At 43.9% G+C, this 24,884-nt stretch carries 21 protein-coding genes; 7 read left to right on the forward strand and 14 right to left on the reverse strand.

The features are described from left to right. Positions 1-26: 26 nt before the first annotated feature. The 7 genes from AC3CIA_RS17905 to AC3CIA_RS17935 form a co-directional block, all read right to left on the reverse strand. Entirely contained in the window at positions 27-383 is a 357-nt protein-coding gene (locus tag AC3CIA_RS17905) for a MerR family transcriptional regulator (protein ID WP_488519416.1), read from the reverse strand. 36 nt (positions 384-419) lie between these two features. Next, on the reverse strand, positions 420-938 hold the full coding sequence (locus tag AC3CIA_RS17910; protein WP_054546204.1) for a hypothetical protein: 519 nt from the start codon (positions 936-938) through the stop codon (positions 420-422). Positions 939-1,186: 248 nt separating this feature from the next. Continuing rightward, positions 1,187-1,657, reverse strand: coding sequence for a GNAT family N-acetyltransferase (locus AC3CIA_RS17915; protein WP_488519417.1), 471 nt, complete (start codon positions 1,655-1,657; stop codon positions 1,187-1,189). 50 nt (positions 1,658-1,707) lie between these two features. After that, the gene (locus AC3CIA_RS17920) at positions 1,708-2,943 is read right to left on the reverse strand and encodes an MFS transporter (protein WP_488519418.1); all 1,236 of its coding nucleotides are present in this window, start codon (positions 2,941-2,943) and stop codon (positions 1,708-1,710) included. A gap of 38 nt (positions 2,944-2,981) precedes the next feature. Then, positions 2,982-4,478, reverse strand: coding sequence for an RDD family protein (locus tag AC3CIA_RS17925; protein WP_488519419.1), 1,497 nt, complete (start codon positions 4,476-4,478; stop codon positions 2,982-2,984). A 353-nt stretch (positions 4,479-4,831) separates the two neighbouring features. Continuing rightward, positions 4,832-5,305, reverse strand: a complete 474-nt coding sequence (locus AC3CIA_RS17930; protein WP_136985090.1) for a GrpB family protein — start codon at positions 5,303-5,305, stop codon at positions 4,832-4,834. A 16-nt stretch (positions 5,306-5,321) separates the two neighbouring features. After that, positions 5,322-5,561: a hypothetical protein gene (locus tag AC3CIA_RS17935; RefSeq protein WP_488519420.1), complete on the reverse strand. Its 240-nt coding sequence runs from the start codon at positions 5,559-5,561 to the stop codon at positions 5,322-5,324. A 219-nt stretch (positions 5,562-5,780) separates the two neighbouring features. On the opposite strand from AC3CIA_RS17935, the gene AC3CIA_RS17940 reads away from it, so the two are divergent. Next, positions 5,781-7,280, forward strand: coding sequence for a hypothetical protein (locus tag AC3CIA_RS17940; protein WP_488519421.1), 1,500 nt, complete (start codon positions 5,781-5,783; stop codon positions 7,278-7,280). Between the two features lie 141 nt (positions 7,281-7,421). Here AC3CIA_RS17940 and AC3CIA_RS17945 read toward each other — a convergent pair whose 3' ends face one another. The 5 genes from AC3CIA_RS17945 to puuE form a co-directional block, all read right to left on the reverse strand. Further along, positions 7,422-8,741 (reverse strand): urate hydroxylase PuuD, encoded by a 1,320-nt coding sequence (locus AC3CIA_RS17945; protein ID WP_488519422.1) that lies wholly within the window; start codon positions 8,739-8,741, stop codon positions 7,422-7,424. 14 nt (positions 8,742-8,755) lie between these two features. Continuing rightward, positions 8,756-9,316, reverse strand: a complete 561-nt coding sequence (locus AC3CIA_RS17950) for an ureidoglycolate lyase (RefSeq protein ID WP_004732859.1) — start codon at positions 9,314-9,316, stop codon at positions 8,756-8,758. 14 nt (positions 9,317-9,330) lie between these two features. Then, positions 9,331-10,317 carry an allantoicase gene (gene alc / locus AC3CIA_RS17955; protein ID WP_488519423.1) on the reverse strand — a complete coding sequence of 329 codons (987 nt, stop codon included), beginning with the start codon at positions 10,315-10,317 and terminating at the stop codon, positions 9,331-9,333. A 123-nt stretch (positions 10,318-10,440) separates the two neighbouring features. Beyond that, positions 10,441-10,956: a 2-oxo-4-hydroxy-4-carboxy-5-ureidoimidazoline decarboxylase gene (gene uraD / locus AC3CIA_RS17960; RefSeq protein WP_017067791.1), complete on the reverse strand. Its 516-nt coding sequence runs from the start codon at positions 10,954-10,956 to the stop codon at positions 10,441-10,443. Between the two features lie 22 nt (positions 10,957-10,978). After that, positions 10,979-11,899, reverse strand: a complete 921-nt coding sequence (puuE, locus tag AC3CIA_RS17965; protein WP_488519424.1) for an allantoinase PuuE — start codon at positions 11,897-11,899, stop codon at positions 10,979-10,981. Positions 11,900-12,310: 411 nt separating this feature from the next. On the opposite strand from puuE, the gene uraH reads away from it, so the two are divergent. The 6 genes from uraH (at position 12,311) to AC3CIA_RS17995 (ending at position 22,319) form a co-directional block, all read left to right on the forward strand. Further along, on the forward strand, positions 12,311-12,664 hold the full coding sequence (uraH, locus tag AC3CIA_RS17970; RefSeq protein ID WP_488519425.1) for a hydroxyisourate hydrolase: 354 nt from the start codon (positions 12,311-12,313) through the stop codon (positions 12,662-12,664). Positions 12,665-13,177: 513 nt separating this feature from the next. After that, a complete protein-coding gene (locus tag AC3CIA_RS17975) occupies positions 13,178-14,521 on the forward strand; it encodes an NCS2 family permease (RefSeq protein WP_017075241.1) in 1,344 nt (447 codons plus the stop codon). A 262-nt stretch (positions 14,522-14,783) separates the two neighbouring features. After that, positions 14,784-16,235, forward strand: coding sequence for a nucleobase:cation symporter-2 family protein (locus tag AC3CIA_RS17980; protein ID WP_248392599.1), 1,452 nt, complete (start codon positions 14,784-14,786; stop codon positions 16,233-16,235). 159 nt (positions 16,236-16,394) lie between these two features. After that, the gene (locus tag AC3CIA_RS17985) at positions 16,395-17,759 is read left to right on the forward strand and encodes an 8-oxoguanine deaminase (RefSeq protein WP_017075243.1); all 1,365 of its coding nucleotides are present in this window, start codon (positions 16,395-16,397) and stop codon (positions 17,757-17,759) included. Positions 17,760-18,532: 773 nt separating this feature from the next. Then, entirely contained in the window at positions 18,533-19,771 is a 1,239-nt protein-coding gene (locus tag AC3CIA_RS17990) for an alpha-xenorhabdolysin family binary toxin subunit A (protein ID WP_488519426.1), read from the forward strand. Positions 19,772-19,922: 151 nt separating this feature from the next. Continuing rightward, the gene (locus tag AC3CIA_RS17995) at positions 19,923-22,319 is read left to right on the forward strand and encodes a hypothetical protein (protein WP_341634406.1); all 2,397 of its coding nucleotides are present in this window, start codon (positions 19,923-19,925) and stop codon (positions 22,317-22,319) included. A 172-nt stretch (positions 22,320-22,491) separates the two neighbouring features. Here the strand turns inward: AC3CIA_RS17995 and AC3CIA_RS18000 are convergent, their stop codons facing one another. Continuing rightward, a complete protein-coding gene (locus tag AC3CIA_RS18000; RefSeq protein ID WP_488519427.1) occupies positions 22,492-23,928 on the reverse strand; it encodes an amidohydrolase in 1,437 nt (478 codons plus the stop codon). Between the two features lie 259 nt (positions 23,929-24,187). Then, entirely contained in the window at positions 24,188-24,796 is a 609-nt protein-coding gene (locus tag AC3CIA_RS18005) for a TetR/AcrR family transcriptional regulator (protein WP_019826185.1), read from the reverse strand. Positions 24,797-24,884 lie beyond the last annotated feature (88 nt).

Raw genomic sequence — 24,884 nt, forward strand, 5'->3', positions numbered from 1 at the left:
CCTTACAAGTTAGAGTCGACTCTAAGTCAACGGACTTTTCCATCTCGATACAAACTAATTTTTTCTTCCAACGCTGCCATGTGCTTTTGCTGCTCTTCGATATGCGCTCGCAAATTCTGTTGATGTTGTTCGAGCAACACTTGGCGTTGAGAAGTCGATTCTGGCCCTAACTCCCTCAGCTTTGCGTATTCTAAAATCTCATCCAGTGGCATTGCGGTGTCTTTCAGCCGCTTCACAAACTCAATCCAAGTGACGTCCTTCGATGTATAGACTCGATGGCCGCTACTGTTCCGCTGAACATTTTTCAGCAAGCCTATTTTTTCATAGTAGCGAAGCGTGTGGGCAGACAAATCCACCAACCGAGAAAACTCACTCACATTCATTACTTCACCTTTTCTATCTGGGTATAGGAACTCAAACTATGCGCACTTATCTAATTTGAGCTCTGCGGTCACTTTCGTCAAACGTAAAGCAATAGCAAAACACACTAAGTAAGGACTCACATACCAGAAGATGCTTTCTAGCGGCTGCTTCACCTGCGCTTCTCTGGTTTTTATGTACTGGTTTTTCTGCTTCTCATACTGACTCAGCATGCCATCCACCCACACGGCGTCACTTTCCACCAGCGATACGCTCGGCGCAGGGACCGTAAAATCCGATGCATTCGGTAGCAAAGTGAAATCGACATCTTTGAACGTGATCGCCGTATTCAAATACCACAAACACGCTTCATGGTGCTGGGCATGATTATCTAAAGACGGCTGACCAGTGCAGATATCACTTCTTAATTTATCCAAAGAGAACTGCTGAACAGATTCTAAAATCGCCACCGCTCTGGTTTGTTCGGTTTCAACCCAATCACCAGCCACCGATGCACGAATTTCAGAAACAGCACCCAGCATGCCGATACCCGCCAAGAACGGCCATAAATAATCCATGAGCTTCCATTTGCGTCGGCTCAAGTTGAACCCGCACCAAATCGGAAGATGAAAAAGGAACGTTAGCCCTAGTGATAGCAAAACGAAATTCAAGGAGCTAGAGAGCATGAGTTCGCTATCAAAGAAGTTCTTCATAATGAGAGACTTGCCTGTATAACAAAGAGAAATTTGATACTAGGTTCGATATTAAAAAAGAGTGTAAGAGGAAAGTAAAAACAGCACCAAGAACTGGCGTTGGTGTTGTTTATTTAAGCAACTAACGGCTTTTCCATCGGAATGCAGTCGAGGCTAATACCTCTAGGAGAGTGATAAGTGGAAAGTTCATCACCGATAAAACCACACGAACGATAAAATTCCGCAGCATTCAGGGTCGATTCTAGCTTCATTAACGGCAAGTTGTGTTGAATCGCTAATTCTTCTAGGAACTGCAACATCTGCTTCGCTGCGCCTTTTCCGGAAAAATCTGGGTCCACAAAAATAGCATCAATCATACCGGTTTCGATGTTGATCTTACCGCTGCCAATCACTCGACCATCAACTTCTGAAACGTGAAAGGTTTGGACTACATCGCTTATGAATCCATCAGACATTCCACCCTGCGTCCATATTGACAGCTGTTCTTCTGAGTAATAAGCCGAGCACTTCTCGACAATGGCACGGCTTCGAATATCGAAAATATCCTGAGCATCAGACTCAGCCGCTTTTCTAATTGTAATCATAAGCCTACCTCTGGTGACTAAAAGATACTACTTGCTAGTAAATAGAATAACTACTCGGTGACTAGCGCAGGAGATTGCTTCCCCTTAGCTGACATAAGATAAAAACCAACGGCACCAACAACTGAAATTAATATCACACTAAACCAAGTGAAAGTGTACCCATAATCATCGATAAAGTAGCCAATCACGATAAAACTAGGCATAACGAAAACCGTTCGCAAGGTAATGAGCACGCCTTGAATGCGTCCACGATGACTCGAAGGGGAGTTGTTTGCTAAATATATGCCCTCTTTTGTCAAAAGAAGAACCTCGCCCGCAGATAGAAATAGCCAAGCAAAAAAATGAACAGGAATGTAGGGAAACAACATGACGAGCATATAACCAAAGGCAAACATAAAGCCTGCATAGGCAAGGCTTACGGTTTCAGCCTTACCTGACGTGAACTTCATTAAGATTGGCGTAATCAGCACCACCACAACACAAGCGTAAGTCATGAGTTGCCCGAAAATAATTGGGCCCTGTTCTCCAAACACATGGCTCAAATACAATGGACTCGCCATAGTCATTTGATTTAGCGAATACCACAGTAATCCACATAGAAAAGTGAACAACAAAAGCCGTGGCCTTGATTTTAAAACTGACCAAACCGAACCAGAAACGGGCTGTTCCAGTTCACTCTCGCTGGTCGATTCCGTTCCAGGTTGCAACTTCACAAATGCAGCCACAATAAAAACACAAAAAAGAGCAGCAAAACCGTTGCCGAAAAATATCCAGTCGGTGTGATTCCAGAACAAGTAGCCAGCCATAACAGGGCCAAGAGCTGAACCAAAGTTATAGGCTAGATAACTCAATGACATGACTGCATCACGATTCTGAGGGGTAGAAAGATCGGCAACTAAAGCATTACTCGCGGGTAAAGCTAAACCGCCAAAGAAATAGGCACAAAACAAGAACACAGGTACGACTACCGGAGCATCGGCAAAGAAACCACAAATAATCAATAATACAGCACACATAAACTCGCCAAACACCATGACCCGTTTATGTCCCAACCTATCCGCTAATCTCCCACCTAAAAAGCTCCCTAAAAGGTAAGAGCCCGTCACACCCATGGCAAGGGAACCTGCGACTGTTGCGGAATAACCCAACTTATCGGTTAACAGTAAGACTAAAAATGGAACGATAAAGTTACCCATTCCCAGAATCATTCTAGCCAGTGCTAAATAATAGATATTATTCGGTAAATACCTATAAATAGAAATGGCTGAGAAAAGCTTATGAATCATGAAGTTCCTAAAGTATGTAAGTGCTTGATTACGAATTTCTATTCGATAGTACTGAAATCTAAGTTTCTCGGCACTGAAACATTAACAACCTGACTTCCCGCGATTAAGTCATGCAAGCAGCGTCTGTTTTTACGTAAAGCAAACAGATAGTTTAGCAACGCAATAAATTGACCAATAACAGGAATATAAACAAAGATGTTCATAGGTAAAATTCGTTTGATCATTATGTCGAATAACCCTAGTTGCTTGCCATCCATATCGACAATCGCGATTTCCATTATGTTTTTGCCAATAGTCTGCCCTTTCTTATGCAGTAAATAGCCATTCAACAAAAGGAACACGAGCCAACCGTAAGCAGTGACTGCTATTAGTTCTGCTGTATCAGCTGTCCCTGTTTCAAATATTTTTTGGAAATAATCGGTATAGAGATAAATTGGCATGACAATAGCCACAGCAATTAAGACATCAATAAAAACGGCCCAAAAGCGCAGCCACCTAGACGCGAGTCTTACTTCAGGTGCATTTTCAATTATTGGGTTTTCTAATGATTCGTGCTCATTTTTTTCTAAATTGTTGGCTGACACACTAACAACTTGAGTGCCTGCGATTAAGTCATGTAAGCAACGTCTGTTTTTTCGGAAAATGAAAAGAGAATCCAACATGGATATTAAATGGCCAGTGATAGGTATAATAGTAAAGGGAATCATAGGTATCATTCGTTTGCCCACTATTTTATATAACCCTATAGGTTTACCTTCCATATCGACAATCGCAATTTCCATTAGATGTTTGCCAATCGTCTGTCCCTTCTTATTCAGTAAATACCCATGTACCAATAAAAACATCAGCCCTAAATAGGCATAGACAGCAGCGACTTCTCTAAGGTCTATCACCCCTGTATCGATTGTTTTTTGGAAATAATCTGTATACATAAAGATTGGCGCAATGATGGCAGCCGTAATGACACCATCAATAAAAAACGCTAAAAAACGAGGCCATCGAGATGCAGGGACAACTTCGGTTGTATTTACACCAATTTCAGAGTTGTCGCTATCTGAACTTTTCTTTGAAACAATGACAACTTGAGTGCAAGCGATTAAGTCATGTAAGCAGCGTTTGTCTTTGCGAAAAACAAACAGATAATCAAACGTTGATATAAATGGACCAATAAAAGGTATGTAAGCTACAGCCACCATAGGAATGATTCGTTTGCCCACTATGTTTAGCAAACCTATTTGTTTACCTTCCATATCGACAATCGCAATATCCATTAGATTTTTACCAATTGTCTGCCCCTTCTTATGAAGTAAGTACCCTTGGCACAAAAAGTAAACCACCCAACTATAAACAGTCAGAGCAACTTGTTCTGTTAACTCAATGGTTTCATTGGAAAGCAATTTATCGTACAAACCGCCATATAGAAAAACAGGAACAATGAAAATCGCATACACGAAAGCATCAATGATAGATGCCCATAAGCGAGACCATCGAGACGCGAGTACAATTGTAGGGGTGTTTTCTATTACTTCAGACATGTCCTTTCCTAAGGTGGTATTGATTATTGGCGTAGAGAAATCGATTTTTGATAGCGTTAGGTTGATGTACTGATAGACAAATCTTGAAATTAATTCGAAAGAAAACACTTTGCTTTCAATAGATAAGAAACGCTTTATAAAATCGAGAGAAACATAACACAGGCAAATGCCAAAACTAATGGACCATGCAATATATGTGAGCTTAGTTGCTTAAATTTCGACTATAAAACGCGATAAGGTAGGTTGAAGGAAATTTAACAAGGTAAATTTTCAGAGGTAATAATTTTTGACTTAACAGTTTGTATTAATAAGACTTTTGTTAATTGGACAATTAGAAGAGAGGGGCATTGTTGCTATTTCAGTTCCAATACATGCTCAATGAAATCCGCTTTCTTTTCACGATACTCTTCTTGCGACCAACCTTCACAAGACATTTTAAGGGCATTGTATTGCTCGACTAGGGAAGGGGCCGCACGTAGCTTGTCACGAAACGTTAGAAAGCATTCAAACTCAGAACCATTAGCGACAACTTGCAACGCCACATCGTCCCCAGATGTAGAATCCAACATACACAGTTCCGGCGTTCTTAAGGTATCGAGTTTCTCATTGAAGCCGAGTGTTGTGAGTCTCCCTATAACATCCTCAAGTTCGACAAGCTCAACACCTACGAAGATATCCAAATCGCCCTTAGACACGGCAAAAGGAATAGAAGATGCGCCTACGTGCTCAACTCTCGCGTTAGGGATTAGCTTTTTGATGTCACGTTCGTATCGGATAAACAGCTCGTTACAAGCTGCTTGGTATTGCTCCGCGGGGTAAAATTTCATATATCCTTACTCCGAATCACAAGCTATTGAACACACCAATTGCTAACAGGAGCAACACGATGCTAATAGCTCCGATATAAGAGATTCTGGTTCGCTCTTTTTCAGTTGGAATCAATGGGGGGAAGCGCTCTAATGTGAATACTTTACAGACTATCCAGCCAGCTCCGTAACCAATGAACTCAATCAATATCGACTGAAACAGATACCTAAAGAATGAGCTCAGTGCCCTAAAATACGCGACTATCAAGTCTTCCATTTTCTGTCCTAATTAAAGTCAATTTGGAATAAAAGTGCCATGGGTAGGTGTTCATATCAAGAATATTATACGGAGCACGATGCATAATGATAATTTCTACGATATTTACAGTGGTTACTAACAAAAATTTACTATTGAGTTCGTTGTATTTGTTACTCGCTAGTGTGAGTAACAAGAATCTTCATGATATGGCACTTCTAAAAATTTAAGGAGTTTTCAATGCTAGTTTACGTAAACAATTTTGAGTTAAGTGGCAATAATGCTACTGAACGAGCTCTACAATCTGTTTGTGGTTGGATTCAATTCAAAACCAAAGAAAAATTTGATGTTGAGATGCTAAAAAGTAGCAGCAACCACAAGTTTGACAACATTACAGTGCGCACTTTTTGCGCAGTTTCACTTGAACCTCAAATGTACTCTGTTCTCCTGACTCACCCAGACCGAGAAATAAAAGGCCGCCACTGGGAAACAGAGATAGGAATAAAGGAAGAAGACGGAAAAACCAAATTTTCGATACTTCTAAAAGTAAATGATATCAGTACACAAGTGCGCGGGACTGTTGTTACGACAAGACCTTTAGTTGTCAAATACTTAAACGATAGTCGTTTATTAAAACGAGATACCGTCGGGTTAAAAGTAAACTTCCTAAACACACAAGACGATATTCGCGCACTAAAATGGGAAATTTTCCGCCCGGAACGTGAATATCCTCTTGTCCTTGTCAGCAAAAATAGATTCATTCACAACATCGGACTTCAACAACAACTGCTTGGATTAGCTCAAGTCGTTGTTTTTCCGGAAGACACTGATGACGGCTTTATGGAAAGTATTCTAACCAAACGTTATTCAGCCTGGGACGGTGCAGTCAATATTGTACAACCTTTATTTGGAGGTGAGGTTCCACGCAATTCATTAGTATTAAGCGATCAAATTGATTCTTGGAAACAAAACAACGTACACATTTTACACGAGTTATTATCTCTCGTTACTCATACGACCAACGGGAAATACCGTAAAGAACACTTCTCTCCCACTGATGTCAGAGCTAAACGTCAAAAAGATCAGCGTATTGCACTCACTAAAAAAGTATCTTCACTCACCGAAGATTCTGATTATAAGGAACTTCTTGAAGAAGCAATGGAAGAACTTGACCGCCAACAAGAGGTTTCAGACGCAGAAATTGAGAAGTTAACGACAAACCTTACAGACACTGAAAGTATGTATTTTGATGCTGAGTCAGACAAAGAAGAGTTAGAAAACAGTCTATTAATTTTACGCGCGAAGATTGAGCACCTAGAAACTCGCTTCGAAGGGCAAGAGCTTGGTATTCCGGCGCTAAAAAAAGGCAAAGAAAGAGACTTATATGAAGATGAAATTCTTAATATTTTGCTTGATACTCTGAAACCTGCCTGTGATTCAGCTAAATCATACTCCCGAAGAAAAGACATTCTTCTCGATATAATTCAACACAATGAACCATCAGGACTAAAAATGCAGTTCTTCGAAGAACTGAAAAAAGAGCTAAAAGATTATCGCTCGTTAACCCCAAAGCTTCGTGAAATTTTTGCATTAACTAATATTGAAGTTGTCACAGATGGCAGCCACAACAAAGCAAAATTCATTGATGAGGAACGCTACAGCGTTACGTTTGCGAAAACAGCAAGTGACTCGCATGCTGGAAAAAATAACGTTGCAACTATTCGAGACAACTTGTTTTGATATTCAGAGATAGTATCTAACAAAAAGCCCCGGTTATAGGAACCGGGGAAACAGGGTGGGATGAGTTTGGCGCGTGCCCGAAACCAAACTCTCCCCAAGCCTCACCCAAGACTCATGCTCTTAGGTAAAGGATTCACATCATTATTGAAGCGTCGCACCTTGCTCTACCCAAGTGCCGATGAGTGCGCGTTCTTCGTCGGTCATTTGAGTCATGTTGCCGAGCGGCATCACCTTGGTTGTTACGGTTTGAGCAACAATTCTTGGTACGTTGGCTTTGATCTCTTCTGGGGTATCAAACATCACACCGGCTGGCGCAGCAGCAAAAGCGGCGTGGCTTGGGGTTGATGAGTGACACACAGAACAGCGCTCTTGAATGACTTTGTTGATGGTTTCAAAGCTGACGCCTGCGCTAGCCGTTTGCATTGCGTGATCTGCAGGTGCAACTTGAGAACTAGCCGTCGTTGAAACTGTGCTGTTCGAAACAGCCTCTTCTGTCGTCGATTCAGTCGCGCTTACTTGCACTTCTTGAACCACTGGCGCTTGTACAACCGGAGTCATCTGCTTTTTCGCGTAAGGTGAGGTAACAAACGCAAGCGTGATCATACCCAATGCCGCTACTGGTATTGTCCATGCGAACTTCTGGCTACCATGACGGGTATTGAAGTAGTGACGCACCAAGATACTGAAGACCGCTAAGCCTGCAAGAATCAACCAGTTATATTCCGAACCATAAGTACTTGGAAAGTGGTTACTGATCATGATGAACAGCACTGGCAATGTCATGTAGTTGTTGTGACGAGAACGCAGTAAACCTTTCGCAGGCAATGCCGGATCCGGTTCGCGTTTCTCTTCAATCGCTTTCACCAAGTTACGCTGCGCCGGCATGATGACGCGGAATACGTTACCCACCATGATGGTACCAATGATCGCACCAATATGGATGTAAGCACCACGGCCACTGAACACTTGAGTTAGGCCATATGTTGCAGCGACAAGCAGCACAAACAGCACAACGCCAAGCAACACGGGGGTTTTGCCTAATGGCGAATCACACAGTAGATCATAGATAAACCAACCGGCAACGAATGAACCAATACCAATCGCGATTGCCGTTGTTGAATCAAGGCCAGAGCCCGGTGCAATCAGGTAAATCTCAGCGTTGAGGTAGTAAACCACACCCAGTAGACACACACCGGTGATCCACGTGAAGTAAGCTTCCCATTTGAACCAGTGCAGGTGCTCTGGCATCTCTGGTGGCGCAAGTTTGTACTTCTCTAGGTGATAAATACCACCACCGTGAATCGCCCATAAGTCGCCCGAAAGGCCCGTTTTTGGGTTTACTCGATTAAGGTTGTTCTCTAACCAAACAAAGTAAAATGATGCGCCTATCCACGCAACACCAACAATCATGTGAGCCCAGCGTATTGCTAAATTCAACCATTCTGTAATATGCGGATCCATAATAAACTCCTGTATCACAACGCTTTAGCTAAGCGTTGCTCTTCCTTATTGTCGTCCGTTGGCAGATCGTCCAAATGCAACGCCACTCGGTCGCTGTCGAAATAAACTTCGTCACAGTTGTGTCCTTCGCCACCTCTATCGACGATCAAGAACTGGTCTTGATCGGTAAGCGCAAGAACTGGGTGATGCCACACCCCTTTGTGATAGTTCACTCCTTGACGGCCGTTGCTCAAGAAAGCTCGGCTATTGGCTAATGTTGGATCGTCGCCTTTTGGCGCAACAACAATTAAATAGGGTTGACCAAGTAATGGAATGAATGCCTGAGAGCCAAGTGGATGACGCTCTAACATTTTGATGGTCAGTGGGTAGCTCAACGGTGTGGCTTGGAAGATGCTGATGATCGCTTCTCCGTCTTGGTCTTGCACATCCGTTGTCGCTAGCTTGTGGTAGCGACGTGTTGATCCACTGTTGATCATGAAGAAATCACTATTATCGGACTCGATAACATCGCCAAACTCTGCAAAAGCCTGCTTGGTTAACGGTTCGATGGATAAACGACGTATTCCATTACTCATACTCATTTCCTTACCTATTTCGCTTTCGTACCAAACAGACGCAAACGGCTGATACCACCATCTGGGAATATGTTTGCACGTACGTGGGTAATTGCACCAAGGTCGTTTACCTCAGAAATGAATTCGTGAATCTCGTGCGCTTGCAGCTTTTGTGCTGGCAACAGTTCACGCCAGAATAGGCTTTGTGTTTCTACTTGGTCGTCGGTACCGCCTTTAACGTAAGCCGCTTGAATTGAGCAGCTGTCAGGGTAGTTACCTTTGAAGTGAGCTGTGTCAACAACGATGCGTTCGATGTTACCTGGGTGGCCTAGTGCCACGATAACCCAGTCATTACCCGGTGTACGACGACGTGCTGTTTCCCAGCCATCACCCATGTTTTCACCGCGGCCAGGGCCTAAGATGTTGGCTTTATTGCCGTAGTGCTCATCGCTACATGCCAATGCTCGGCCACCGTGTTCAACCGATGCTAGGTCGACTTGTTGCTGAGAATCAATTGCTTCCCAATCCACGCTTGGTCGGCCATAAACACGTAAGCGTGCAACACCTCCATCTGGGTAGATGTTCAAACGTAGGTGCGTAAATACTTGGTCACTTTCGATTGCTTCAAGATGATGATGATCACCTTGTAGTGCCATTGAACGCAGAATTTCTTGCCACTCTGTTGAGTCAGTTGGCTCACCTTGTGGTGAATAACACGCGTCAATTGATGCCGAAGGTGGGAAGTTACCTGTGAAGAATGAGGTATCAATATCAACGCCAGCAATAGTGCCAGCTAGGCCAAGGCGAACGACACAATAGTCGTAACCTTCACCACGTTTACGTCTGCTTTCCCAGCCGTCCATCCACTTGCCGTTATCATCGTATAAGTCGTCTTTCCACTCTGGCGCTGCGTGGCTGAGTAGACGGCTTTTATCTGCGAAAAAATCGTCGGTTGCGAAGGTAGCTTCTGCGCCGAGTTTTTCGTCTGCAAGGTTTATGTACTGTTCAAATTTATGGGTCATGTCCGTGTAATCCTATGAAATTAATAAAGTAATAATAAAATGAGAACTTAGTGGCTTATGTTTTTACAAATCAAACCGTTAGCGCACTAAGACTGGGCTGAGATAGCTGTTAACTCCGTTAACTTACATATCCCAGAGACGAAACATCGCGATCTTGTTGATCTCTTGAATCGCCGTAGCAAACTCAGTTTCACTATCATTTCCTAATCGCATCTCGAACGACTCAAGAATTTGGTAACGATTGGCTCCCTTCACCGCCATGATAAAAGGGAAATTGAAGCGACTTTTGTAGCTGTTGTTGTAAGAAGTGAATTTTTCAAACTCTTCGGCGTTGCACTGGTCGATGCCCGCCCCCGCTTGTTCTTTGGTCGACGACTCGGTGAGTTCGCCGTTTACTGCTGCTCGACCGGCTAAATCCGGGTGAGCATTGATCAAAGCCAACTGTTTGCCTTGGTCTGCACTTAACAAGGTCGATGCCATTTTCAGATGAAGATTCTCGATATGGTCGTCTTCGGCATTCAAACCTTGGTCATACACCACTTCTGCAACCCACGGGCTGTGTTCGTAGACATCAGCAAAGTGAGCGACAAAGGTATCGCGGTCCATGGTTGTTGGTTGGCATGATCGAAATTCAGTCACGTTAAGCCTCCTTGCTTCACTGCTACTTTTGCTGTTGATGATATGGATGATGTTGGTGCCAGTGGTTGGCAATATCGATTCGACGACATAACCACACGCTGTCGTGCTGTTTGACGTAATCTAAGAAACGTCTTAATGCAGCAATACGACCGGGACGACCAATCAGACGACAATGCAGCCCAACCGACATCATTTTCGGTGCGGTTTCGCCTTCCATATAAAGGGTGTCAAACGTGTCTTTTAGATATTGGAAAAACTGCTCACCAGAGTTAAAGCCTTGCGCCGTTGAGAAACGCATATCGTTCACATCAAGTGTGTATGGGATCACTAGTTGTGGATGACCGGTTTCGGTGTGCCAATAAGGCAGGTCATCATCATAGGCATCCGAGTCATAAAGAAAACCGCCCTCTTCTGCTACCAAGCGACGCGTATTTGGACCCGTTCGACCTGTGTACCAACCTTGTGGGCGTTGACCCGTCACTTGTTGGATGATCTCAATCGCTTTGGTCATGTGGTCGCGCTCTTCAGACTCATCAATGTATTGATAGTCTATCCAACGATAACCGTGACTACAGATTTCGTGACCCGCTTCGACCATAGCTTTAGCAACGTCTGGGTGACGCTCAATCGCCATTGCGACCGCAAATACAGTCAGTGGGATTTCATATTCATCGAACAAGCGAAGAACACGCCACACACCTACACGGCTACCATATTCATAGATGGATTCCATGCTGATGTGACGTTCGCCTTTGATCGGTTGTGCTGACGGGATCTCTGAGAGAAAGGCTTCAGACTCGTCGTCTCCATGTAACAAACAACGCTCACCGCCCTCTTCATAGTTCAATACAAAAGAAACCGCGACGCGCGCATTACCTGGCCATTGAGGGTTTGGAGGGTTAGCTCCGTAACCGATCAAATTTCTTGAATAATCCTTATTCATCCAAGTACTCCTAACATAAGTGGTTGGCTTAGCCGCTCTTTAAGTGAGTCGCCAAATGATTCAAGCAAATGGATTCTCGATAAACAGAGCAACCTTACCCCTGTACACTTATTGTATACAATTATTTATCTCAATGTAAAGATTTTGTTATTCAAGTTAAATTTACGTATCATTACCAATTAAAAACAACAACTTAACAAAACCAAAACTCACCAAAAAACGATAATCAAGATCTATAAAGTCAGAAAAAACGACACAATGGTTAACATTTTTCCAACAATTCGCTTTACTAATTGTGTACAGTTCGTACATAGTTAGTGATAACAAAGTGACCAGTTGCATTCTTTGCAAGGTCGAAACAGACAGATAAACCACGGAACAGAGGAGCGCCAAAAGCGCTATTAAAGGACTATGGGAAGACTAACAACACACGTATTAGACACGACTCACGGCTTACCAGGTTCAGAGATCAAGGTAGAGCTTTATAAGGTCAACGAAGACTCAACAGAAAAGCTGGCGACGGTGATCACTAACTCCGATGGCCGAACCGATACGCCAATTCTGGCTGGGAATGATTTCCGACCGGGGAAATATCAATTGGTGTTCTACGTTGCGGATTATTACAAAAGCAAAGGTGTGGAATTGGATGGCGTACCTTTCCTAGACGATGTGGTTATTCGTTTCGGCTTAGATGATCCAGAAGCGCATTATCACGTTCCTCTTCTCGTCTCGCCGTACAGTTTCTCAACCTATCGGGGCAGTTAGTCCCGTGTCCTAGCACTTAGAACTAGGCTCAACCATCGAATAATAAACAGATTCGTGCGTGCATCTAAAATGATGCGCGCTCAGTAGGGTCTGTTGGCCTTTCGAGCTGATTTTTGCAGCGCTTTGTGGAAAATTTCTACAAGGCAGAGGCTTTGATGTGTAGCTAGCCTACATGAGAAGCCGATAACGCAGTAGAAATGAACCACAAAGGCTGCCCGAAGGGTTCAGCTAGAATCGTTTTATGCTTTGTTAAGAAGTATTTACTTAGAGTGACTAGGCTACATACTCCTTGCCGCGCCTAAAACGATTCTATCTCGAACAAAATTTGACCGCGAAAGGTCAACAGACCCTCAACACGCTCATATAAAAATACTAACAACGTTATTAGTTAGAGAGTTGATGACTAAACAACAGATAACTAAAGAAATAACGGCTAGGAAAAAACCTTAAAACTTAATATTGAAATCTCGCTGTATTCAATAAATGGATCACAACATAAAAGGACTTGCTGACATGAGTGAGAGTAAAACAGAAATACTCAACCAAGACGCGAATAACGGAATTTTAGAGAAACTCTTTAAAATTAAGGCCCACGGAAGCAGCGTGAAAGATGAATTAATGGGGGGTGTGACTACCTTCGCCACTATGGCTTACATCATCTTCGTTAACCCACAAATTATGGCTGCATCGGGTATGGATGCAGGGGCGGTATTCGTCGCAACCTGTATTGGTGCTGCGATCGGTTGTTTGTTAATGGGACTATTTGCGAACTGGCCTGTCGGCCTTGCACCGGGCATGGGCTTGAATGCCTTCTTCTCATTCACGGTAGTAAGCGAAATGGGCTACACCTGGGAAGTGGCGTTGGGTGCGGTGTTTATCTCCGGCATCTTGTTCGTCGGGATGAGTTTCTACAAGGTTCGCCAATGGATAATCGAAAGTATTCCGGTGAGTCTGCGTTATGCCATGACAGCGGGTGTTGGTCTATTTTTAGGTCTAATTGGCCTTAAAACAGCGGGCATCGTCGTCGAAAATCCAGCGACTTTGGTTTCTTTAGGGGATTTTACTAAACCTGAAGCTCTACTGGCCGCTATCGCCTTCTTGATCATCGCGGTACTCAGTGAGCGTAAAATATTTGGTGCCGTGTTAATCGGAATTTTGAGTGTGACTCTGGTCGGCATGATGCTTGGCTTAGTGCATTACAACGGCTTCTTCGCTGCTCCACCAAGTTTAGCGCCTACGTTCCTAAAAATGGACATTATGGGTGCGCTTGATGTTTCGATGATCAGCGTTATCTTGGCTTTCCTTTTCGTCAACATGTTCGATACCGCGGGTACTTTGATGGGCGTGGCAGAGCGTGCAAACCTAACTAACCCTGAAACAGGCAAGATCGAAGGACTAAGCAAAGCGCTGAAAGCCGACAGTATCTCAAGCGTGGCAGGTGCGTGTGTGGGTTGTCCACCAGTCACCAGTTACGTAGAAAGTGCCGCAGGCGTTGCAGCAGGTGCGCGAACTGGCCTATCTGCAATTGTGGTTGGCGTGTTGTTCTTAGCGGCGATTTTTCTATCGCCACTTGCAGGCATGATCCCCGCTTACGCAACCTCTGGCGCACTGATTTACGTAGCGTTCGTAATGATGAGCAGCATGCAACACGTTGATTGGAAAGACTTCACCAACGGTGCACCTGCAGCTATTACTGCCCTGATGATGCCACTGACATTCTCTATCGCAAATGGTATCGCACTGGGTTTCATTACCTACACGGTATTGAAATTGGCGACAGGCAAAACAAAAGACGTATCAATTTCGATGTACTTCTTAGCCGCGATTTTTGTCGCGAAGCTCGTGTTCATCGGTTAATCAAATCGTTCTTGAGCCGTCGCTTAGACATTTGGTCATTTAGAGATGGCTCAAGAATGAGTGCTTGGTTTGTTCACAAGCCAAGCTATTAAGACACATGCTAGAACAACATTTTTAAGAAAAAGCTAATAGTGCTAATCAGCGGAGTGCAGACGCATTCCGCTCGGTTAGTGCACCTTTTTTATGACCCTACGCAGTTTGTAGAAGTCATTATTTGACCGCCAATCGCCTGTAAACGGAAACGCAGGCAGAGGAATATCAAATGAAACTTCTGTACACCCTAAATGAAAGACCGCCTCACGGCTTAACCTTCCTACTCGCATTACAGCACATGCTCGCCTCGATTGGTGGCATTGTAGCTGTTCCCCTCATTGTCGGTGCTTCTATCGGCCTACCTAACACAGAGATCGTCTCGCTGATCAATGCTGCGCTACTAGCGTCAGGTATTGTGACCGTCGCTCAATGCCTTGGTTTCGGCCCTGTCGGCATTCGACTACCCGTTGTGATGGGCTCAAGCTTTGCCTTTTTAGGTGTGGCGATTTCGATCGGTAACGAAGGTGGCGTCGCCGCGATCATGGGCTCGGCGTTGATCGGCTCGTTTGTCGTGATTGGTGCCAGCTTCTATATGGACAAGGTTCGGAAACTGTTCCCAACCGTGGTAAGTGGTGTTGTGGTTACCCTAATCGGCTTAACCATTTTACCGGTTGCCATGAATTGGGTCGGAGACTCCCCTGCCAATACGGAACAATTCGCTACACTACCAAAGCTGTTTCTAGCACTGGTCTCTTTGGGGATTGTGGTTGGCGTATCGGTTTACTGTAAAGGCGCGGTTGCCGCTTCGGCCATCGTGATTGGTTTAGCGGGCGGCTATATTGTGGCGCTATCGCTCGGCATGGTCGACCTTGAGCAAATCAGCTCTGCGGCTTGGGTCGGTGGTCCTGAACCTTTCAAGTACGGCTTTACCTTTTCTGCGAGTGCCATCATCAGTATGAGTTTGGTGTACATCGTGGTTATCGCCGAAGCAACGGGTGACTTCATGGCATTGGGTAACAACTGCCAAACCCAAGTCAGCGGTAAAGACTTAAAACGTGGTCTATTGGGCGATGGCCTTGGTAGTACCTTGTCTTCCATTCTAACGGCAATGCCACTGGCGTCATTCAGCCAAAACGTCGGTATTGTGGGTATTACAGGGGTAGCAAGTCGCTATGTAGTGGCTGCAACAGGCGGTTTACTAATTTTAGGCGGTTTATTCCCGAAATTAGCCGCAATTGCCGTCACGATTCCGAAACCTGTTCTAGGTGGTGTAGGTTTCGTGATGTTCGGTATGATTGCCTACGCGGGCATCCGCATGTTGATAAAAGCCGCAGATACCAAACGAAATGCCTTGGTAATCTGTGTCGGTTTGGCGTCTGGCTTGGCCGTAACTTTCGAACCAAGATTGCTGCAACACTTGCCGCATGATCTAGCGAACTTTCTTCATTCTGGCATTACCACAGGCACCATCATGACGGTTCTGCTAAACCTTGTGTTGCCGAAATCTTCACGAGCCGAAGAGCAAGAAGCGTTGGCCGAGAGCCAAGCGCAAGTTGAGCTAGAAATGAAAGAACAGGCTGAAGAAGAACTACACTCAGACGAGCAATTAGAGATTCAACAAGCAAGTACAGAAACAGATGTTCAAGCGGCATCAGAAAACCCTGAGCCCAAAGCGAATTAACTGATTCTCGAACTAACGTAAAACCGATTTTCACAGAATCAGGGAATGATTAGAGCGTTGAACGTTTTAACGCCCCTGATTCGAATTTATCTATCAACAGCAAATACCAATAAAGACCCTCTTCCCTGAAAAGGCTGAGATGGCTAAGGACTACTATGAATGGAAACAATCTGGATTAAGAATCCTCTCGCAATCTACACTGGCTCACTGGCTGATGCAGAAGGCGGTATTGTCATTAAAGGTAATACAATCATTGAGCTGGTTGGCAAACACAAAGAACCAACCTTACCTGTAGATTACAGCGTCGACGCCTCTCGTCATGTTGTGACTCCTGGGCTTATCAATGCGCACCACCACTTCTATCAAACCCTAACGCGTGCCTACCCCGGCGCACTGAATAAAGAACTCTTCCATTGGCTACAAAGCCTCTACCCTGTTTGGGCTAACCTCGATGCTGAGATGATGAGCCTTGCCACTGAACTGGCGCTGGTTGAGCTAATGATGTCAGGTTGTACGACAGCGTCAGACCATCATTACTTGATACCTAACGGGCTAGAGCACGCCATCGATTTACAAGTCGAGGCCGCAGAGAAACTGGGTGTAAGAGCGATATTCACTCGCGGCTCCATGAGCCTTGGGGAAGATGAAGGTGGACTACCTCCACGACACACCATTCAAACCGAACAGACCATCATTGATGACAGTGAACGCTTGATTCGTGATTACCACCAGCGTGATGAAGGGGCGATGATTCAAATCGCACTCGCGCCTTGTTCGCCGTTTTCAGTCACCACAGATCTAATGAAAGAGACAGCCAAGATCAGTGAGCGTGAAAACGTAATGATGCACACGCACCTTTGCGAAACCTTGGATGAAGAAGACTTCTGTATTGAGAAGTTTGGCTTGCGCCCTGTCGATTATCTCGAAGATGTGGGTTGGCTGAACGAACGCACTTGGCTTGCTCATGGTATTCACTTCAACCCAGAAGAGATCAAACGTTTGGGTAAAGCGGGCATTGGAATTAGCCATTGCCCGACGTCCAACATGATGCTGGCTTCCGGTATTTGTAAGAACAACGACCTTGAAGCAGCAGGCGTAAAAGTCGGACTGGGTGTGGATGGTTCCGCCTCAAACGACGGTTCGAACATGATTGCCGAAGTGCGCATGGCGATGTACTTACAGCGCCTGCAATATGGTTCTGCCAATGTTTCACACTTCGACGCACTGCGTTGGGCGACATCGGGCTCGGCACGCGCAATGGGCAGAACCGACATTGGTACGCTAGAGGTTGGCAAACAAGCCGACATCGCAATGTTCAAACTCGATGATATTCGTTTCTCTGGCAGCCACGATCCACTCGCTGCATTACTACTTTGTGGTGCTCAACAAGCGGATAAAGTGATGGTAGCCGGAAAATGGCGAGTTAATGATGGTGCCGTCATTGGCGTAGACATGGAGCAACTGATGCACCGTCACCACGCCGCTGCGATGAAACTTGGTAAGTTAGCGATGAATAACCATTAGTTGAAACACTTGCCCATCAAACACTGCAAGCCAAAGCGAGTGGCTTTGATGGGCAAACCTCCATAAACGTCCGCAATGATTCGAAAACACCCGTAAACATCCCAAAAAATGTAAACCTGATGCCTCTCAGTCTATTTATCAATCTATTTCCTAAATAATTTCGACTCAATAAACCAAAAACATAAACCGCCAATAATTAAAGAAAACCTAATTTAACTCTATCTAATATAAGATTGACTAATAAAACATTCACTAATAAAAAATCACTCATAACCCCTTCGGTAAATATCAAATCACCCGTACATTATTTGGCACAGATCAAATTTAAAACGTTCGTTCTATTTATATATTCATCAAATTAATCAACAGATTTAGTAATAATACGAATAATGGCGATAATTATATTTTTATCACTTACCACCTTTATGAATAGAATGAAAACCTCTCGAGACCTTTCCATACCTAGCCTGACAAAAGAACCAAAACTAATGATTCAAATATCATTAAATTCAATAGATCAACAAACGATCAATATGAATCCAAATGTGTGACCTAAATAGAACTTTTCATTATAAATCTGCTATAGATTGGCCAAATCTTATAAAAACAAAAAACACATTAAAGAGGTTAATTTTAAAGAACAAAAAATAATCACAAAAATAACAATATTAAAATATTCAATAACCCTTCATAAATATTTAAAAATACCATCTAAATGGTAGGGAATTATTGACTTTGCAAAAAGCTAATAACAAATCTAACAGGGCTAAATAATGAAAAAAATCACAAAAACACTCGTATTATCTTCGATTTCGATTGGGCTACTTTCCTCTTTTGCACTCACTTCTCAAGCAGCTCCAGTTCAAATCAACCAAGCGTCAGCTGAACAAAACATACCTCAAGTCACCTACGACACGATCATCGGTGAAAATGGGGTTTTTATCGATCTAGAGACCGACAATTTTATTCTTAAGCAACAAGAGTGGTATCAAATCCAAGCGTATGTCGAAGGCGCTTTAGCGCTGCCGGTGACAGAAGCCAGTATGAAATCTACTTTAAGTATTCCTAACGACATTCCTTTCTCTAATTTCCAAGCACTGGTTCAGCAATACTCAAATATTCACGATACCGCCTTTTATTGGAAAAAAGATCTTTATCCAAGCATCGTTGGTCTTTCATTAAGCTTGGCCAATTACGTCCAAATTAAAGACTACATGCTTAACCCACTTAGCGATGCTTTGAATGAAATGCTGGCCAAAGCATTCTCGCCGCTCCCGGAAGATATCGAAGCGGTAGAACGCAATAGAAAGGTGGCGATCGCTTACCTGAAAAGCCTGCAGAGTTTTTCCATGAAATACCAACAAGAAGTGTCTGACGTTGGCGGTAACCTATTGGAATTTTCAGCTACATTAGATACACAAAAATTGCAGTTAGATGTATTAGAAGGCACTCACAACGGTTACCTAAGCGATGATGGCAGCGCGCTTCAACAACGAGTGAATGACATCAATGCACGTATCACTCAACTCAACAAAGACTACACTCACTATGTTACGGTCGCCTCTACCGCAGTAACTTATGCATGGTTCCCTCTGGTTGCAGGACCAATCATGGGTGTATACGGCGATAAAGCAGAAAAAGCGCGTAAGCTTCGTAACGAATTACAAAACGAAGTAAAAGAGCTTCAAGAACAGTTAACTTACACACAGAAAATATATAACTCTTATCATCGCTCTTCAGAGAGTATTGATATGATTTCTCAACAAATAGAAAATGCGATTCCACATATTAATAAGCTGAAACTAAATTGGCAGAAAATGAATGCCGACTTTACTTCACTGCTCGTTGCCTTAGAACAAGCCCAGAATAATGCCGACATCATGAAAGACGACGCAATGCTAGGCGCAATAGGCGCTCTTGCCAATACAACGGTTGCAGAAAGTAACTGGAGTAATATTAGTGAGAAAGCAAAAGCGTTCGCAAACAATGCATATATCCAAGAAATGGAATAGTCCATAGACCTCTCGATCATATAAAAACACAAAAAATATAACGCAATAGCCAAAAATATATCCCTAACAGAAAGCCGCACCTTATCAAAATTAAGGTGCTGGCTTCTGCTACCCAAAATTTGGCAAATACTAATTTCGACAGGACATCAATATGAGACTTCTACCTATTATTATTTCTCTTTCATTCTCTCCACAGGCTTTTTCTAGCGATTGGCTTGAACTGAACAATTTACCCAATTCAACCGAATACCCAACTTGGGTTCAATCGGCCTATTCCGATGTCGGCGTTCTATCTCGTTCCACATCCGATTTACACATCAACCTCAGTGATTGGATAGCAGAACAAAACCTTTACGTCACTCAACCCTCAAAAATCGTCGTTTTTGCAGATACCATTGAAATTCCAGAGAATTTCAACTTGCTTGTAAACAACCAAAACATCCTTATTTTTGCGCGGAAAATCGTTGGCCAAGGCACGCCGACGTTTGTGCTCGGACAGCAAGGCTCTGCAGCCTCAATTTCTGTGATTGCCGGCGAAATAGAAACACCGATTAATGTACTCGCTTTCCAAAGCGATGGCAGCATTACACGAGACGCCCTAACAGGAAAAACTGGTGATGGCGAATCCGTGGTATTGGCAGGAGAACACTACCGAAGAACGACCATTGACTCGAACATTACTGGGCAAATGAAACTGGCTACTGAACCTTTTACAGACATTGTTAATCGCTCGTTTGATATGGCAGCCAGCTTATATGACACCAACCCAGAGCTTAGCCTCGACCTCATCAACTGGATTGAACAGAGCTTGCGTTACTCAGGCTCAGTGGTTGAAGACGATCCAATTCTTTCCGACCTTTACCTACAAACGGTCGCGTTCAAGCAATTCATTAGCTTCAGCACCAAAGAGAGCAATTACGTTCCTTATCTCGACAAGGTGTTATATCAAGATAAATACGAAGCCTATTTGAACGCTATGATCGCGTATCAAACTCAATGGGACATTATTCAAGATAGAAACACGGTCATTGAAGACAAGATTGAAGCCGCCAAGTTAGCACTCGCTAACATCGAAGACGTTCTACGCGCTCAGAGTTCGATCATCACACAAACCCAATCCAACATAGACAAGATAGGCGATAGCCTGACCGAGGTCGATAGCCAATATAAAGCACAAGAACTGGTCACTCTCAGTTCAAGAACCACTTATTTAGTTGGTGTCGAGAATTGGAAAACCCAACAACAACTCAATGCGGCTCTAGCAATATTCAAAGCAATAGCCGAAATTGGAAGTGCCGTGAGTGGGGTATTCACAGGCAACCTTTCTGGTGTGAATGACCTAACCGAGCAATTGGCTAAAACACCTGAAGCATTAGAAAAAGCGAAAAACCTCGTCACCAATATCAAGTCCGTCACAGGCATTATTGATAGCGTGACCAAAACGATTTCTGGCATTTCTCAGTTAACCGCGGATATTAAATCAACCATCAAGCTCCAGAAGGTATCTGAAGCGATGGACGGCTTTAACTTCAACATCCCAACCATCAATGAAAGCAATCTGGCGTGGGATCTGATGATCACCGAGATCCGCAGCAACTTAAGATATGCCGATAGCTTAGGTATCAAAGGATCAAGACAATACCTACTCGAACTCGAAAAGCAGGTTCTTCTGGGTAAGGCAATTAACATCACGCAGCTTAACTTTGCTCACGAGCAAGCGAAGTTGGTAGACCTCTTACTCACCAATAATGTGACTATCAATCAACAACAAAGATTGAACGATGGGATCGAGGGTTATCAAGTAGACACCGACAGCTTCGATTCGATTGAACGTGAACTATCACGAGTATTGATGCACTTCAAACGTCCGATGTTCGTTGCTTTGTCTAACTATGTTCAGGCGTACGAATATTGGGCATTGAAGCCAAGCGAAGTTACGCCTTCTCTGAATAAAAGCTACTTGGACTACCAATTTGATTTGGCTACTGTCGAAAGTGAGTATGTAAATGCTCTGTCTTCTTTCCAACCAGCACCACAAGATTTCACCATCGACAACTACACCATTTCTAGCCCCGAGCAACTAGAGAGCTTTGCAACAACCGGACAACTAAACTTCACTATTCCATTAGAACAAGTCCAATTGTGTTCGTTTGACCGCGTTAGGCTTTCCACGGTACGAGTGTTCTTAGAAGGGGAAAACTTACCTTATGGCAAGCAACTCAACTTACGAGTTTCCAGTTCGGGTAATTATTTAGACCGATATGAGAACAAGGACTATCAGTTCAGTTCTAACCCTGTTTCACGCGCGTTCTATTACCGCCTAGATGATCCAACCACCAACGATGTTAGCATCATCACCGATGGTGCCGTGGCGAATAAATTCGAATACGCCTACTTCCAACCCACTCCGTTTTCATCATGGAATGTCACGCTCAACAACTTTGATAAAACCGAGCAAACGAACAACCAGTACCTAAAAGATGTCGAACAAATTCGCGTCGAATTCTTAGGTAGCGGTATCCCGAACGGGAATAGTTGCTCTAATTAGCTAAGTGCTACTTTAATTAACCAAGCGCAACTTCAATTAACACAGTGTTGCTTTCATCCAAAGAACTGAGGTTCAAGGAGTACGGTTCTGGAGAGAGTTCGTAACAAAAAAGGCCGACATGATGTCGGCCTTACTTATTCATTCTATTCGATTTTAGAATCAAGTTTACGTCTTAGTCCATCAAACTCTTCGACTTGATCGCTTTCTTAGAAAGCTCTTTGGCAAAGGCTTTGATATCGGCTTCAAACTCATCGACGCTTTGGCGGATTTCATCCAGTTGAACCGTCTGCATCACGCGGTTTTCCATTACGATTTGACCGTTAACGATAGTGGTGTCGATATTGCTTGGGTTCGCTTGGTAAACCAATGTCGCGTATGGGTCATAGCTTGGCATCATGTTCGCTGATTGTGTCTCTACAATCACGATATCTGCTTTCTTTCCAACTTCAAGAGAACCGATTTGATCTTCCATGTGCAAAGCTTTCGCACCGCCTAATGTCGCCATCTCAATCACTTGCTCAGGGATCATGATGGTGCGATCGGAATGCTTTAAGCGTTGCATGTTCGCTGCGTAACTTAGGGTACGCATGATACCAACTTGGTTTGAGCTCATGGGCCCGTCTGTGCCCAAACCAATACGCATATCAGCTCGGTACATTTCCCACGCAGGAGCTATTCCTGTCGCACCTTTGGCATTCGCCATTGGGTTATATGAGATACCCGCATCGGCCTGTTTCAATAATTTTTGGTCGTTCTCTGAAAGGTGGATACCGTGGGCAATCACTACGCGCGCATCAAGCACACCGATTTCATCCATGTATTCGACTGGTGACGTGGCTTTGGTTTCATCTTTGATACGCTTTTCTTCATTCGGAAATTCAGCAACGTGAATCAGCACTGGCACATCGTATTGAGCCGATAGCTTATTAATTTCTTGAAGCTTATCTTTGCTCACGGTGTACACCGCATGTGGTGCATAAGCAGGCGTGATTAGCTCATCGTTTTTGTACTGCTCGATAAAGCCTTTGGCATATTCAATCCCGCCGTAAGGTTCTTTGGCATCAACCACCGGGAACTTAATCACGGTTTCGCCCAACACGGCGCGCAAACCAACTTCTTTGGTCGCCTTCGCCATCTCATCCATGTGGTAATACATATCGGCATAAGTGGTCACGCCGCTTTGTGCCAGCTCTATGCTGCCTAGCTTAGTTGCGTTGTAAATCAGTTCACGGCTTAACTTTTCGGCTTCAAGTGGGAAGAAGTATGCGAACAAGCGGTTCGAAATACCCTCTTCACCTAGGCCACGGAACGCTATCATCGGTAAATGGTTGTGAGCATTGACCATGCCCGGCATAACAATCCCATCTTGAGCATCAATCACCTTTTCGGCGCGATATTGAGTCATTAAATCCTCGTTACCGACTGCGATGATCTGGTCGTCTTTCACCACTACAACGCCATCTTCAATCACATCCATTTCAGAGTTGATTGTTAGAACCTGTCCGTTGGTGATGATCAGATCGGCGTTGTATGTTTGAGTCGCGACCGTCGAACCGCAACCTGCCAGTAGAACTGCGCTGATGGTGCATGCCAAGCTTTTGAGCGTCATTGCTAAACCTTAATGTTGTGCGTGTAATAAATATAGAAGTCTAATATTAGCTTCTAGCTTTAATAAAAATGAGGGAGTTGAATTTTTGCCGATACTATAACGCTAACTTTAAATAAAATGGCATACCTAATCGAGCCAAATTCAAGATAAATAAGTTATTGCACAACAGGTCACAAAAGTAGCTTTGCACATATGCTCACTCACATGCACAAACAAAAAAGGCCTGCAATCGCAGACCCAAAAAAACATTCAAATAACGTTAGCTTTTCACACCACACCCTTTAATCACTAGCTGCGTGATGAATTCAGCGGCATCTTCATAGTCTTTGTCATCGAGCTGATCTTTCTGCATCACGCTGCAAATCTGCCAGCCAAAATCGGCGTAGGTTTGGGTGGCTGCCCAGATGGTAAACATCAGGTGGTGTGCAGGAACGTCATCCATTAAGCCTTGTGCTGACCACGTTGAGAACTTATCAAGGATCATCTGGGATTGCTTATACAGCTCGTCACCAATCTCTTTCGGCAATACTTTAGCGCCAGACATCACTTCGTTAGCAAATACCTTAGAGGCGTGCGGATGATCGCGAGAAATGATCAGCTTGGTTTGAATATATTGAGACAAGGCTTCAACAGGGTCGCTGAGCTCTTCAATCGGACGAGACGCTTCCAGTAAGGGCTGAGTGACGGTTTCTAAAACGGCATTATAGAGCTTATCTTTGGAGCTGAAATAATAGAATACATTAGGTTTAGGGATGTCGGCCGCTTTCGCGATATCAGCCATTTTTGTTGCGGCATATCCATGAGTAGCGAATTGTTCACACGCGACTTCGATGATTAAATCTTGATTCTTTTGTCTGATCCTAGACATGTTGCATCCTTTACAGCTCATTACTAAAGCCATAGTAATCAACGTGCTTCATTAGTCCAGAAGATAATCTCAGAACTCGAGGTCACAA

The organism is Vibrio sp. QJM3NY_27 (assembly GCF_057785955.1).

What these genes read in the sequence shown, in the direction of transcription:
- AC3CIA_RS17905 (WP_488519416.1), bottom strand. Translation starts at nt 383, where the DNA reads ATGAATGTGAGTGAGTTTTCTCGGTTGGTGGATTTGTCTGCCCACACG.
- AC3CIA_RS17985 (WP_017075243.1), top strand. Translation starts at nt 16,395, where the DNA reads ATGGAAACAATCTGGATTAAGAATCCTCTCGCAATCTACACTGGCTCA.
- AC3CIA_RS18005 (WP_019826185.1), bottom strand. Translation starts at nt 24,796, where the DNA reads ATGTCTAGGATCAGACAAAAGAATCAAGATTTAATCATCGAAGTCGCG.
- puuE (WP_488519424.1), bottom strand. Translation starts at nt 11,899, where the DNA reads ATGAATAAGGATTATTCAAGAAATTTGATCGGTTACGGAGCTAACCCT.
- AC3CIA_RS17990 (WP_488519426.1), top strand. Translation starts at nt 18,533, where the DNA reads ATGAAAAAAATCACAAAAACACTCGTATTATCTTCGATTTCGATTGGG.
- AC3CIA_RS18000 (WP_488519427.1), bottom strand. Translation starts at nt 23,928, where the DNA reads ATGACGCTCAAAAGCTTGGCATGCACCATCAGCGCAGTTCTACTGGCA.
- AC3CIA_RS17910 (WP_054546204.1), bottom strand. Translation starts at nt 938, where the DNA reads ATGGATTATTTATGGCCGTTCTTGGCGGGTATCGGCATGCTGGGTGCT.
- AC3CIA_RS17915 (WP_488519417.1), bottom strand. Translation starts at nt 1,657, where the DNA reads ATGATTACAATTAGAAAAGCGGCTGAGTCTGATGCTCAGGATATTTTC.
- AC3CIA_RS17995 (WP_341634406.1), top strand. Translation starts at nt 19,923, where the DNA reads ATGAGACTTCTACCTATTATTATTTCTCTTTCATTCTCTCCACAGGCT.
- AC3CIA_RS17935 (WP_488519420.1), bottom strand. Translation starts at nt 5,561, where the DNA reads ATGGAAGACTTGATAGTCGCGTATTTTAGGGCACTGAGCTCATTCTTT.
- AC3CIA_RS17940 (WP_488519421.1), top strand. Translation starts at nt 5,781, where the DNA reads ATGCTAGTTTACGTAAACAATTTTGAGTTAAGTGGCAATAATGCTACT.
- AC3CIA_RS17975 (WP_017075241.1), top strand. Translation starts at nt 13,178, where the DNA reads ATGAGTGAGAGTAAAACAGAAATACTCAACCAAGACGCGAATAACGGA.
- AC3CIA_RS17950 (WP_004732859.1), bottom strand. Translation starts at nt 9,316, where the DNA reads ATGAGTAATGGAATACGTCGTTTATCCATCGAACCGTTAACCAAGCAG.
- AC3CIA_RS17980 (WP_248392599.1), top strand. Translation starts at nt 14,784, where the DNA reads ATGAAACTTCTGTACACCCTAAATGAAAGACCGCCTCACGGCTTAACC.
- alc (WP_488519423.1), bottom strand. Translation starts at nt 10,317, where the DNA reads ATGACCCATAAATTTGAACAGTACATAAACCTTGCAGACGAAAAACTC.
- AC3CIA_RS17925 (WP_488519419.1), bottom strand. Translation starts at nt 4,478, where the DNA reads ATGTCTGAAGTAATAGAAAACACCCCTACAATTGTACTCGCGTCTCGA.
- AC3CIA_RS17930 (WP_136985090.1), bottom strand. Translation starts at nt 5,305, where the DNA reads ATGAAATTTTACCCCGCGGAGCAATACCAAGCAGCTTGTAACGAGCTG.
- AC3CIA_RS17920 (WP_488519418.1), bottom strand. Translation starts at nt 2,943, where the DNA reads ATGATTCATAAGCTTTTCTCAGCCATTTCTATTTATAGGTATTTACCG.
- uraH (WP_488519425.1), top strand. Translation starts at nt 12,311, where the DNA reads ATGGGAAGACTAACAACACACGTATTAGACACGACTCACGGCTTACCA.
- AC3CIA_RS17945 (WP_488519422.1), bottom strand. Translation starts at nt 8,741, where the DNA reads ATGGATCCGCATATTACAGAATGGTTGAATTTAGCAATACGCTGGGCT.